At 73.9% G+C, this 12,573-nt stretch carries 8 protein-coding genes; 6 read left to right on the top strand and 2 right to left on the bottom strand.

Annotation, left to right across the window (positions count from 1 at the left end; all coding sequences use genetic code 11):
* Position 1 precedes the first annotated feature (1 nt).
* From ACZ7RU_RS21265 to ACZ7RU_RS21240, 6 genes are read left to right on the top strand one after another with little or no spacing between them, the layout of a single operon-like run.
* On the top strand, positions 2 to 1,096 hold the full coding sequence (locus ACZ7RU_RS21265) for an arginase family protein (RefSeq protein ID WP_470342492.1): 1,095 nt from the start codon (positions 2 to 4) through the stop codon (positions 1,094 to 1,096).
* Complete coding sequence (locus tag ACZ7RU_RS21260) at positions 1,093 to 2,145, top strand: hypothetical protein (protein ID WP_470342491.1); 1,053 nt, start codon at positions 1,093 to 1,095, stop codon at positions 2,143 to 2,145. Before ACZ7RU_RS21265 ends, ACZ7RU_RS21260 begins: the two co-directional genes overlap by 4 nt.
* Positions 2,145 to 3,212, top strand: a complete 1,068-nt coding sequence (locus ACZ7RU_RS21255; RefSeq protein WP_470342490.1) for a PHP domain-containing protein — start codon at positions 2,145 to 2,147, stop codon at positions 3,210 to 3,212. Before ACZ7RU_RS21260 ends, ACZ7RU_RS21255 begins: the two co-directional genes overlap by 1 nt.
* Positions 3,213 to 3,216: 4 nt before the next feature.
* Positions 3,217 to 5,811, top strand: a complete 2,595-nt coding sequence (locus ACZ7RU_RS21250) for a lantibiotic dehydratase (protein WP_470342489.1) — start codon at positions 3,217 to 3,219, stop codon at positions 5,809 to 5,811.
* Positions 5,808 to 7,052 (top strand): MFS transporter, encoded by a 1,245-nt coding sequence (locus ACZ7RU_RS21245; RefSeq protein WP_470342488.1) that lies wholly within the window; start codon positions 5,808 to 5,810, stop codon positions 7,050 to 7,052. Before ACZ7RU_RS21250 ends, ACZ7RU_RS21245 begins: the two co-directional genes overlap by 4 nt.
* Positions 7,049 to 7,951: a phosphotransferase family protein gene (locus ACZ7RU_RS21240; RefSeq protein ID WP_470342487.1), complete on the top strand. Its 903-nt coding sequence runs from the start codon at positions 7,049 to 7,051 to the stop codon at positions 7,949 to 7,951. Before ACZ7RU_RS21245 ends, ACZ7RU_RS21240 begins: the two co-directional genes overlap by 4 nt.
* Before the next feature lie 74 nt (positions 7,952 to 8,025).
* On the opposite strand, the gene ACZ7RU_RS21235 is transcribed toward ACZ7RU_RS21240, so the two are convergent.
* Both ACZ7RU_RS21235 and ACZ7RU_RS21230 read right to left on the bottom strand, forming a co-directional pair.
* Positions 8,026 to 8,367 (bottom strand): hypothetical protein, encoded by a 342-nt coding sequence (locus tag ACZ7RU_RS21235; RefSeq protein WP_470342486.1) that lies wholly within the window; start codon positions 8,365 to 8,367, stop codon positions 8,026 to 8,028.
* Positions 8,368 to 8,374: 7 nt separating this feature from the next.
* A complete protein-coding gene (locus ACZ7RU_RS21230; RefSeq protein ID WP_470342485.1) occupies positions 8,375 to 12,424 on the bottom strand; it encodes a polymorphic toxin-type HINT domain-containing protein in 4,050 nt (1,349 codons plus the stop codon).
* Positions 12,425 to 12,573 lie beyond the last annotated feature (149 nt).

The raw sequence follows: 12,573 nt of genomic DNA, 5'->3' as shown, positions 1-12,573 counted from the left end.
CATGACCGAGCTGCCCGACTTCGAAGCGCTCCAGAACAGCGTCAAGCCCGAGGACTTCGAGCAGGACCCGCTGCCGGGCTGGGCCGGCGTCGGCACCCTCTTCGGCGCCCCCACCACCACCGCCGACCAGGTGGACGTCGGCGAGCAGGGCTGGGTGGTGTCCGGCGTGCCCTTCGACGCCACCGCCAGCTCCCGGCCGGGCGCCGCGGAGGGGCCGCGGGCGATCCGCCAGGCCAGCCTGGTCTTCTCCAGCTACCTCACCAGCCTCGGCCAGTGGCGGATGCTGGACACCCGCACCGGGCAGACCTTCCGCTACCACGCGCCCCGCGTCGCGGACGCCGGCGACCTGCACATCTACCCGACGGACACGGTGAAGACCTTCCAGGCCGTCGCCGCCGAGAGCCGCCGGCTCAGCCGCAACGCCCCGAACCTGGTCTTCCTCAACGGCGACCACTCGTGCACCTTCCCCACCTTCGCCGGCTTCCGCGCCGGACGGCTCGACCGCGGCGCCGGCCGGGTGGGGTTCGTCAACATCGACCACCACTTCGACTTCGGCAACTGGAGCACCCTGCACGGGCCGCTCTACCACGGCTCCAACTCCCGCCGGATCAGCGAGATCCCGCAGATGCGCCCGGAGGACATCGCCTTCGTCGGCGTGGGGGACGTCACCAAGTACGACCAGTTCCGCGGCCTGCTCGACAGCGGCTTCCACGTCGTGCCCGGCTCCCAGATCACCCGGGACGGCGCCGCCGCGGCCCTGCGCCCGGTGATCGAGGAGCTCGGCTCGCGCTGCGACACGGTCTACGTCTCCCTCGACATCGACGTGCTCGACAGCGCCGCGGCGACCGGCACCGGGCACGTCACCATGGGCGGCATCGGCATCGGCGACCTCCTCGACGTCTACGAGGAGCTGCGGGCGCTGCCCGTCGGCGCCGTCGACATCGCCGAGATCGCACCCCGCTACGACCCGTCGGGCGGCACCGCGCAGATCGCCGCCCGGCTGCTCTTCGAGTTCCTGTTCCGCACCGAGGGAGCCCCGGCCGAACTCGCGCCCTGGGCCCCCGGCCCCACCTCCGCACCCCGGGAGCACCGGTGAGATTCACGCCCCACGAAGCGCAGTTCGACTGTTCCCGGCTGATCACCGGGGCCCCCGCCGAGCGCGAGCACGCGCTGGATGACCTCGCCGCCGAGGCCGTCGAGGTCATCCACCGGGTCGGCTACGCGGTCTTCCGGATCGGCCGGCTGCGGCTCGGCGTCGAGGACAGCCGCCGGCTGTCCACCGGCATCGTCGAGCGGGTCCGCACCGCGCTGATCGCCCGCGGCGCCCCCGAGCGGATGCGGCTGGAGGTCGACCGGGCGCAGCGGACCTACGTGCCCGAGGGCTACACCACCCGGACCCTGCTGCCCCACCACGACGGCCAGCACTGCTCGTACCTGACGCCCAGCCTCCAGGACGCCCCCGACTGGGACCCGGCCCGGCGCACCTACGGCGACTCCGGGTACACCACCACCCCCGCGCACAAGATGTACCAGGGCATCTTCCTGCCCGAGGTCGGCGAGGGGCTGAGCGTCACCACGTACTACGACTGGCTCGGCGTGCTCGACGACGTGCTGGAGCGGCGCGGCATCGACCGCGGGGACGACCCGGCGGCCACCGCGGCCCGCTGGCTCGGCGACAACCTGAGCCGCGGCCTGGCGCGCCAGTCGGAGCACGGCTGCGCCTACCCCTCGGTGGGCGCCATGCTCGGGCTGGAGGAGTCGTTCTGGCACGGCCTGTCCTTCCACCACAGCGAGGCGGAGCTGACCAAGGAGGAGCGGCGGCGCTATCCCGCCGCGGTGCTGCTGGCCCAGGGCTGCGCCTGCGGCGAGTGCCGGGGCGAGGCGGCCCGGCTCTTCTGCCACCAGCTGCTGACGGCCACCGGCCTGACCTGGACGGCGTTCCGCCGGCGGTGGGAGGTGCTCGCCCCGGGCGAGCACTGCGACCTGCTGCTCGGCCACAACCTGACCATGCTGCACGGCGGCCTGGCCGGCGGTGCGGGGCGGATCATCGAGCCGCTCTGCCTGGTCGTGGACGACCCGTCCGGTCCCGAGTACGAGCGCTGGCTGGCCGCCTCCTGGCGGCGCACCCTGCCCGGAGCCCGCTGATGCGGGGGGCGCCCGCCACCCTGGCCACCCCGGTCGACCTGCACCTGCACACCCGGCACTCGGACGGGGACGAGGCCCCGGCCGAGCTGGCCCGGCGGTGCGTGGAGGCCGGGCTGCGGGTGGCCGCCGTGACGGACCACAACACCGTCGCGGGCGTCGCCGCCTTCGAGCGGGCCGCCGGCGGGCGCCTCACCGTGGTACCGGCCTGCGAGATCACCACCACCTGGCGGGGCGAGGAGACCCACTGCCTGGCCTACTTCGTCGACCCCGGCGACGAACCGTTCCGCCAGCGGATCGGGCGCGTCCACGACGCCGAACTGGCCTGGTGGCGCACCTGGACCGACCGGGCGCACGCCCTCGGCGTGCCGATCGGCCGGGCGGACGTCGAGCGCCGCATCGGCGGCGACCGGGTGGCCTACGTCAACGACTACCTGGCCCTGCTGCTGGAGGCGGCGCGGGACGACCCCCGGTTCGCCCCGTACGCCGACGGCGACGACCGGTTCGCCCGCTTCGTCGCCGACTGGTGCCGGCCCGGCCGGCCGCTGCACGTCGAACACCCGGTCAACCCCGACCTGGTGGACGTGCTGTCCTGGATCGAGCAGGCGGGCGGGGTCGCCGTCCTCGCCCACCCCGGCCCGCACACCGCCGGGCTGGACACCCCGGGGTGCGCGGCGCTGCTGGAGCCGCTGCGCGCGGCCGGGCTGGCCGGGCTGGAGGTGTGGACCAGCTGGCACACCCCGGCCGACAGCGCCCGGCTCGCCGAGGCCGCCGGGCGGCTCGGCCTGGTCGCCACCGCCGGGTCCGACTACCACGGGGTGCGGGTCAAGCCGTGGGCGCCGCGCCCCGGCCTGCTGCCCGCGCTCCCCGCCGACCCGCTGGCCGTCCTGGACGCCCTGCACGACCGGCGTCCGTCCGGCGGCACCGGCGTGCGGGGCGCCGTTCCGCCCGCCACGACCATCCCGACCGCCGTCCCGCCCGGCAGCACCGCCGCCCCGTCCGGCAGCACCACCGTCCCCGGCACCACCGCCACGACCGACGTCCCCCCGTCCGCACGAGTCCCCAGGTGAGGCTGTGACCACCGTCAACGACCCCCAGACCAGTACCGAGCCCGGTGCGCGCGTCGCCTGGCAGCTCGCGCCGGTCGTCGTGCTCCGCCAGGCCGGATTCCCGATGGAACTGCTCGCGCCGCTGGCCGACCCGGCCGCCGCCGAGGAGGCCCGCGACCTGGTCGACCACGGCCTGCGGCTGAAGGCCCTGGCCGACGAGTTCAAGGCCGCCCTGCGCCGGCACCCGGTGCCCGGCGCGGCCAGGCTGTCCTCCCCCGCCGGCTTCCTGCTGCCCGTCCCCGAGGCCGAACTCGCCGCCGCGGCCGCCGCCGTACCCGACGGGGATGCCGCCACCCTGCGCTCCTACCAGGACGCCGCCCGGCGGTTCGCCGAGGAGCAGACCGCGTTCGCCGCCCGGCACCAGGACCGCCTCGACCGGGCCGGGGCCGCCGTGGTCGAGGCCTTCGGCGACGAACGCCTGCGGCAGGTCCTGTTGCTCTCCAACGACTCCGCCTACCCCACCTTCGCCGCCTGGCTCGACACCCACGACGGCAAGACCGGCCGGCGCACCCGCAAGATGACCGACCTGCTCACCATGTACCTCCAGCGGGTCACCACCAAGAACGAGACCCACTCGCACTTCGGCCCCTTCACCCCCGGCCGGGTCGGCACCGCCCCCGGCATCACCTGGTCCGGCGAGCGGGAGCTGGAACGGCGGGCGCTGTTCAGCCACTGGGCCGCCGAGAAGCTCGCCCAGAGCGCCGCCGCCGTCCCCGGCCTGCTCGACCACGCCCGGCCCCGGCGCCGCCCGCTGTCCTTCCTGCGCGACGGCCGGATCGACCTGTACGCCTTCACCACCCGCGACGGCCTGGACACCGACTGGGACTTCCAGCACCTCGGCGGCCGCCCGGTGGAACCGTACGAGGCCTGGCTGTGGGAGCACTGCGACGGCGAACGCACCCTGCGCGAGCTACGGCAGGCCTGGCAGGACGAACTGCGCTGCCCCGTCCCCTTCGACAAGGTGCTCGGTGAACTCGCCGACCTCGAATGGCTGGTCGTCGAGTTCGAGATCCCGATCGGCGACCACCGGCCACTGGCCGCCCTGCGCGAGCAACTGCTCGCGGCCTCCGCCGAGTTGGCCGCCCCACTGCTCACCGCGATCGACGGCTTCGAGGCCGACCTGACCCGCTTCGCCCGGCTCCCGCTGCCCGAGCGCGCGGCCGCGCTCGCCGAGTCCAAGGCCCGCTTCGAGGAGCTGACCGGGGGCCCCGCGAACCGCAACAGCGGCCTGCACTACGCCGACCGCAGCATCCTCTTCGAGGAGGCCCGGGGCCGGCCGACCGACCTGACCGTCGGCCCGGACCTCGCCCGCTTCATCACGGACGAGCTGTCCATCGTCTACGAGACCGTGCTGGCCGGCCCCCGCCTGCGGATGCGGCGCGAACTGGTCATCCTCACCCGGTGGGTCGCCGAGCGGTTCGGCCCCGGGGTGGAGATCCCGCTGGACGTGCTCTACGCCGAGTTCTTCCGCGACCGCGACGCCATCGCCCGGGAGTGCCTCGCCGTCGAGGCCGAACTCGCCGAACTGGACCGGGCGATCGGCGCCGCCCTGCTCGGCGAGGCCGCGACGGACCCGGACCGCTCCGAGGTCGTGGTGGACCGGGAGCGGATGGCGGCCGTCCTCGCCGCCCAGCCGAGCAGCCCGCCCGCGGTCTGCGACCCGGACATCCTGTTCGCCGCCCGCAGCCGGGAGGACCTGGCCGAGGGCCGGTTCACCGCCGTCATCGGCGACTGCCACGCGGTGCGGGAGGTCATCACCCACACCAGCTTCGGTCCGCTGATCCAGGAGCACACCCCCGAGCTGCTCTCCGAGGTGTACCGCGGCTACCAGTCGCTGCTCGCCGACGACGAGGTGCTCGCCAACCTGTCCCGCGGCCACCCCGACAAATCCTCCACCCAGCTCGTCTACCCCTGCCACGACCTGGAGGTCTACGGCCGCTCCGCGCAGTCCCGCGACCGGGTGCTGCAACCCTCCCAGCTGTACCTGGTGCTGCGCGACGGCCGGCTGGAGCTGCGCGCCCACGGCGTCGAGGGCCGGCTGCGCCTGATGGCGCCCCCGGCCGGCGGCCCGAGCATCCGGCAGGACCCGCTCTCCCCGTTCGCCTTCCCCCGCCACTTCGGCGGCGCCGGGCTGGACGCCCCCGACCTGGCGCACATCCCGCGCATCCGCTGCGGCCGCGTCGTGCTCCAGCGGGAGACCTGGCGCATCCCCGCCGCCCGGCTGCGCGACACCACCGCCTTCGGCCGGCAGAAGGGGCGCGACGACGCCGCCCAGTTCGTCGCCGCCTGCCGGCTGCGCGCCGAGCACCGGCTGCCCCGGCACGTCTTCGTCAAGGTCCCCGGCGAGCCGAAGCCGGTCTACGTCGACTGGGAGTCCCCCCTGCTGGTGCGCCAGCTGGGCCGGCTGGCCGCCAGGGCCGAGGGCACCCTGGAGATCTCCGAGATGCTGCCCGCCCCCGACCAGCGCTGGCTGGAGGTGGACGGCCACCGGTACACCAGCGAACTGCGCTGCGCCGTCTTCTCGGCCGGGCGGCCCGACCCGGCGGAGCCGCGCGGGTGAGCACCGACACCACCGTCCGCCCCGGCTCCGGCTACCACCGGGCCATCGGCGCCGCGGCCTCCTCCGCGGTCGGCGACGGCATGCGCTTCGCCGCGCTGCCGCTGCTGTCCACCGCGGTGCTGCACGACGCCTTCCAGGTCTCCGCGGTCACCGCCGCGACCACGGTGCCCTGGCTGCTGTTCGGCCTGCCCGCCGGGGCGTACGCCGACCGCTTCGAGCGGCGCCTGCTGATGGTCCTCGCCGACCTGCTGCGCGCCGCGGTGCTGATCCTCACCGTCGGGCTGCTCGCCGCCGGATGGCTGACCTTCTGGCCGCTGCTCACCGCCGCGTTCCTGCTGGGCATCGGCGAGGTGCTGTTCGACTGCGCGTCCTTCGCGCTGCTGCCGAGCGTCGTCCCCAAGGAACGGCTGGAGTCGGCGAACGGCCGGCTCTTCGCGGTCCAGACGGTCGGCCGCGACCTGCTCGGGCAGGTGGTCGGCGGCGTGCTGTTCACGGTCGGCCGGGCGGTCCCGCTGCTGATCGACGCGGTCTCCTTCCTGCTCTCCGCGGCGCTGCTGCGCGGGGTACGCGGCCCCGAGCCCGAGCGCCAGCCCACGGCCGACCGGCCCCGACTGCTGGCCGACATCCGCGAGGGCGTCGCGCTCGTCCTGCGCGACCCCCTGCTGCGCGCCCTGACCGTCTCCGCCGGCGTCATCAACGCCGTCTACCTGGGCCAGATCGCCGTCTTCGTCATCCTGGTGCGCGATGTGCTGGCGCTCCCGGACGCCGCGTACGGGGCGCTGCTGGCCGCCGGAGCGGTCGGCGGCGTGGTCGGCAGCACGGTCGCGAGCCGGCTGACCACGGCGGTCGGCCGGGTCCCCGCGCTGGTCGGCAACCTGGCCCTGATGGGCGTCGCCGGGCTGGCGGTGGCCGCCACCGACCGGGTCGCCGTGGTCACCGTCGCCTACTGCGTCACCGGCTTCGCCCTGATGGTCTGGAACGTCGTCGCCGTCTCGCTGCGCCAGACGATCATCCCGGACCGGATGCTCGGCCGGGCCACCGGCGTCTACCGGCTGTTCGCCTGGGGCACGATGCCCCTCGGCGCGCTGGTCTTCGGCCGGGTGAGCGCCTCGGCCGGGCCGCGCGCCGCCTTCGCCCTCGGCGGCGTGGTCACCCTGCTGACCTGCCTGCCGATCGCCTACACCCTGCTGCGGGACAGCAGGATGACCGACCGTCGCAAGACCCCCGAGGATGCAGCATGAGTGAGCGTTTCGCCGTACTGGACCGGCTGGCCGGGCAGTGGGGCCTGAGCGGCCTGGAACTCGTCGGCAAGGGCCTGGAGTTCACCGTCTTCCGGGCCCAGGGACCGGACGGCGGACCGGTCGCCGTCCGGCTCGCCCACCGGCGCTTCGACTCCAACGCCAACGACCCGCACGTGGACACCCGCGCCCTGCTCGTCCAGGAGTACGCCGTCGCCCGGCACCTGGCCGAGCACGGCCTGCCGGTCGCCCGGGCCCGGGAGCTGGTCCTCGCCGACGATCCGAACTCCCCCGACGTCCTGCTCTCCGACTACGTCCCGGACGACGGCTCCCCGCTCGACTCCCACGCCCTCGGCCGACTCCTCGCCCACCTGCACCGGGTGCCCCCGCCTCGGCTGCGCCCCGTCGCCGCCGAGGGCGGCACCACCGCCGACGCCCTCATCACCCGGATAGGCCGCCGCTGGGCCGAACTCGCCCGCCTCGTCGACGACTGGCCCGAGCCCCCGGCCGCCGACCTGCTCGCCCGACACCTCTCGTCCCTCACCGAGGACAGCCTGCTCCACCTCGACGTCCGCAGCTCCAACCTCCGCCGCCGCCAGGGCCGCACCACCGCCCTCCTGGACTGGTCCAACGCCCTGCTCGGCACCCCCGCCCTGGAGTTCGGCCGCCTCGCCGAGTACGCCCGCTACCCGGAGAACGACCTCGACCTCACCGCCCTCCGCGACGGCTACGCCACCGTCGCCCCCGTCCCCGCCGAGGACGACCCCTGCCTCCTCGCCTGCCGCCTGGACGCCGCCCTGATGCTCGCCCTGGTCTTCCTCTCCGAGGCCCCCGACCCCACCCGCGGCCCCACCGCCGCCACCCACGCCCGCACCCTCGCCCAGCGCCTCACCCACCGGTAACCGCCGGCCACACACGCGGAAACGCCCGGCCGGGAATCCCCGGCCGGGCGTTCTGCGTTCGACGGAACCACCGCCTAGACGGCTTCACCTGCTTCGAGGAAGCCCCGGTAGACGATCGCCAGCAACGCCGCGTATGCGTGTATCTCCCGCGCGACCGCCAGGTCTTCTCCCGCGTACTCACCGCACAGGACGTCGGCCTGAACGATGATCTCGTCGAGTTCCGCCAGGACATCCGCACCCGACGGCCTGAACGCACCGGTCCTCATGAAGACGACGGCCCCCGTGGTGTGCTCGTGGGCGATCGCGAGATCGGCGCGGAGCGCCCTCAACTCCGGCGTCGTGCCGTGCGGCGGATACGGAACGTGACTCCAGATGGTGTAGGCATCGACGAAGCCCAGTCCCTCAGGTCGTCCCATCGTTCCGCTACCTCCTCGCCGGGGGGTGGTACGTCACGACCCTACTGCCATCCATCGACGTGAACACCACCTCGCCCGTCACCTTGTTGGTCCACGCCTTCCCCCGCAGGTTGTCCTCGTGGGATCCGATGTCCTTGAGGTTGACCTTCCAGTCAGGGTTGTTCTTCTGGAAGCCGGGCTGACTCACACGCTCGGCCGCCGCCTTGGCCGCGTCGATGTACTCCCGCTGCGACATGCCGTTCGGAATCCCCTGCTCCTTGTAGTGGTACAGGAACTGCTCGCTGGGATTGTCGAAGGTGGCCTTGTGGAAGACATCGTCGACCTCCTTGGTGGTGAGCTGCAGGCACAGCGGCTCGTTGGCGTTGTGTACCAACACCGGTGTGTCGCCCGCTGCCACGTAGTACGTGTGAAGCTCGTCGACGGTGAGGTTGTAGGCGCCCTGGAGGGTGTTCCAGTGCCGGACGCTCTCGATCCGATGGGTCTGTCCGGCCGGGTCGCGCAGTTCGTCGCCGGCCGTGAGGTCGACGGCGTCGATCCAGGTCTTCCGGTTCTCGGACCAGAAGGGGTGGTGGTCGGTGCTGGTCAGGGACCGACCGACGCCGAGCGAGATGTCGGTGAAGTCGCGGTCGTCCGGGCCATAGATGGTGGCCGAGACCCGGCGGGATCCGGTCCGTCCACTGACGGGATCGGTGGCGAGGACCTCGTCGCCGATCCTGACGGTCTCGATCGCGCGGGTGGAGCCGTCGCCCATGAGGACGGGGGTACCCGCCGCGAAGCTGTTCGGCAATGGGCAGGACTTGGGAACCCGCCTGACGAGCTTCTGGATGAACTCGACGGCCTTCTCGCCCCAGGAGCCGAACTTCTTCGCCCACCGGGCGAGCTTGGCGATGGCGGCGCCGTCGCCGATGAAGGGGATCGCCCCGATGCAGGACTCGACCGCCTCGGTGGTCTTGCCCTCGACGGCGTAATAGGCGCAGTTGACGAGGTCGGCGATGTCGGCGAGCCCGGGGGCGATGACGCCGCCCGCACCACCGATCACATCGAGGGTGAGGTGGATGGTCTCGGAGACGAGACGGTAGATGGCGTTGGAGGTCTCGTTGTCCTCCTTCGCCTTCTTGATCTCCTCCTCGATCCCCGCGACCGCTTCCTGCTTCTCCTTTTCGAGCTGGGCCTTGTAGTCGGCCTCCTTGCGGGCCTCCTCGAGCCTTTCGGCCTCGGCCTTCTGCTCGGCGTCGAACTTGGCCTGGTAGTTCGCACGGGCGTCGTCGGCGGCGGCCTGGGCTGCCGTCGCGTCCTTGCCGGCGGCCTCCGCGGAGGCCCGGGCGTCGGCTGCGGAGTTGTTGGCGTCGGTCGCGGCCGACCGGGCCTGCCGGGCCGACTGTTCGGCCCGGTTGGCGGAGTGGACGGCGCTGGCGGCGTCGCGGTTGGCCGAGGCCTTGGCCGCGTTGGCGGTCTTCGCGGACGCCGCGGCCCTGGCCGCGTCGGCCTGGGCGGCGTCGGCGGCGGCCTGGGCCTTGGCGACGTACTCGGTGGCGGTGTTGGCCGACGCCTGGGCGGCGGCTTCGTAGCCCTTGGCCTCCTCGGAGGCGGCGCGGGCCACGGCGGCGGCGGCCTGGGCCGTGGCCGCGTTCTGGGCCGCGGTCGCGGCGGCGGCGGTGGCCTGGGCGATCAGGCCCTTGACGTCGGCGACGTGGACGGCGGTGAGCCGGTCCTTCTGCTGGGCGGTGTACTGGCCCTCGGCCACGAAGGCGCGCAGGTCCTGCACGGGGCCTTCGAGAGCGACCTTCGCCGCGGCCTTCAGCTCGGGCTCGGTGGCCGGGGCGTCCTCCAGCCGGGTCGCGGTCAGCCGGTCGTCGGCGGCCTGCGCGTCCGACAGCCCCTTGCCGAGGAAGTCCCGCAGCACCGCGGGGGTGTTGACCCGCAGCGCCTGGTCGGCGGCGGCCTTGACGGCCGGGCCGGCCTTGTCGGTGATGCGGGTGATCGTCAGCCGGTTCTCCGGCGCGGCGGCCTCGTACTGACCACTCGTCAGGAACGCGCTGATCTGGTCGGCGTTGCCCTGCAGCGCGGTGTAGGCCGCGGTGCGGACCGCCTCGCTGTCGGAGTTCTTGTGGATCGCGGCGACACTGTCGCGGGCGTCCCGCTCCTCGGCTTCCCGTCGCCCGGTCTTCACGTAGGCGAAGACGGCGGCGTCGTCACCGGACAGGGCGTCGACGGCCGCCGAGTTCCCCCACGAACCGGAGATCTTGCGGGAGATCATGGCGAGCTTGCGGCCGTCGGTGGCGACCTGCGCCGGGGTGGCGCCGGGCTGGTCGGCCAGCTGGGCCAGCCGGGCTGCCTCGGCCCGGGCCTTCTGGACCTCCTGGGCCGCCTGGTCGGTCTGCGCCTGCTTCTCCGCCTCGTCGGCCCTGGCCTGGCGGGCCTTCTCCACGGCCACCGCGGTGCGGTTGGTCAGGTCCTCGGCCTCGGTGCGGCGGGCCAGGTCCTGGATCGCGTTGGCCTTGTCGACCGCGGTCTGCGCGTCCGTGGCGAAACCGGAGGCGGCGTTCGCGTGGTCGGTGGACAGCTGCGCGGCGTTCGCGCTCTCGCCCGCGTGGTCGGCGGCGTCCCGCGCGGCCAGCGCCGCGGCGGCGGCGTGTTCGCCCGCGGACTTCAGGAGCGCCGTGGCCGCCTGAGACTGGGTTGCGGCCTCCCCGGCCAACTGCTGCGCGGCGGCGGCCGCACGGCCGGCCTCGGCGGCCTGACGGCGCGTCGCCGCTGCCGCCTGCTTGGCCTTCGCCGACTGCCCGCCCGCGCTGTCCGCGTAGGCACCGGCCTGCTCGGCCGAACCCGCCGCAGCATCGGCATTGCCCTTGGCGCTCAGTGCGGCACCCGTAGCGGCCTGGCTGTCACTGAGGGCCTTGTCCGCGTGGACGAGCGTGTCCTTCGCGGCCTCCACCAGCTTCGCGGCAGCGTCGGCGGCGTCCGCCGCCACCCTCGCCTCGTGCGCCTTCGTCGCGTCACCGGCCGCGGCAGCCGCGGAGGTCCGCGCGGCGGCGGCGGCCCGCTGGGCCCCGGCCGCGGCGGCGGCCGCGTTCGACGCCGCGTAGGCGGCGGCCCGCGCACCCGCGTTGGCCGCACGGGCGGCCGTCAGCGCCGTCTTCGCGGCCGCGCCCGCGCGCTCGGCCGCGCTGGCGGCCTTGTTCGCCGCCTCCGTGGCCTTGGCCGAGTCGTTGCCGGCCTGCTGCGTCTCGTACGCGGCCCGGGCGGCGGCCTCCATGGCCTTCTGCGCCTCGGAGACCGCCTTGTTCTTGGCCTCGATGGCCGCGGCGGTCTCCTGGGCCGCCTGCGCGCCCGCGTCCTTCGCCTGCTGCACCAGCAGGGCGATGCTCGCGCGCTCCATGTCGCGGTTCTGCGCGATGTACTGGCCGGTCGTCAGGAAGTCGCGGACGTCCTGGATCGTGCCGTTCAGCGCCGCACGCGCCGCGGCCTGGGTGTTCGCGCCGCCCGTGCTGAGGATCTGGACCAGCTTGACCCGGTCGTCGGCATCCTTCGCCGTGAACTGGGTCTCGGTCAGGAAGCGCTGCAGGTCGTCACTGGTGTTGCCGCGCAGCGCGGCGTCTCCTGCGGCCTGAAGGCTGCTTCCGGCGCCCATCGCGGGGTCGGTGATCCGGGTGATCCACAGCCGCCGGTCCGCGTCGAGGGCGGACTGCCAGCCGCGCTGGAGGAACGTGCGCAGTTCGTCAGCCGTGCCGTCAATGGCCCTGTCGGCGGCCTCGCGGACCTTGGGCCCGCCCACGCTGGAGATCTGCGTGGCGGCGAGCAGGTCGTCCGCGTGCTGGGCTCCGGCGAGGTCGGTGTCGACGAACCGCTGCACGTCCTGGTCGGAACCGGCCAGCGCGGCCTCGGCCAGCGCGTGCACGCGAGGCCCACTGTTGAGCCACGCCTCCACCGCGCGCTCGCGTGCGCTCGCGACCGGCCCATCGGCCGGCTCGACCGCGGCGGCGGTCTGGATGCCCGACCCCACCAGACCGGCTGTGAGGGCGAGTGGCAACAGGCCCAGGGAGAGCCTGCCCAGCAATGGCGGCCTCCCCCTCCCGCGCCGTCCTGAACGGGATATCGAAGGGTGCACGGGAAACCTCCACTGTCGACGTCGGCCGAATCCCGGCCGCAGCGGAGCCCAACGATAAGTGACGTCACATCAGAACGTCTACGAAGTCACGAAGTTGC

The organism is Kitasatospora sp. NPDC114501, from assembly GCF_055633695.1.
Note: the sequence above shows the minus strand (reverse complement) of the source record. Positions and strands in the feature narration are given on the sequence as shown.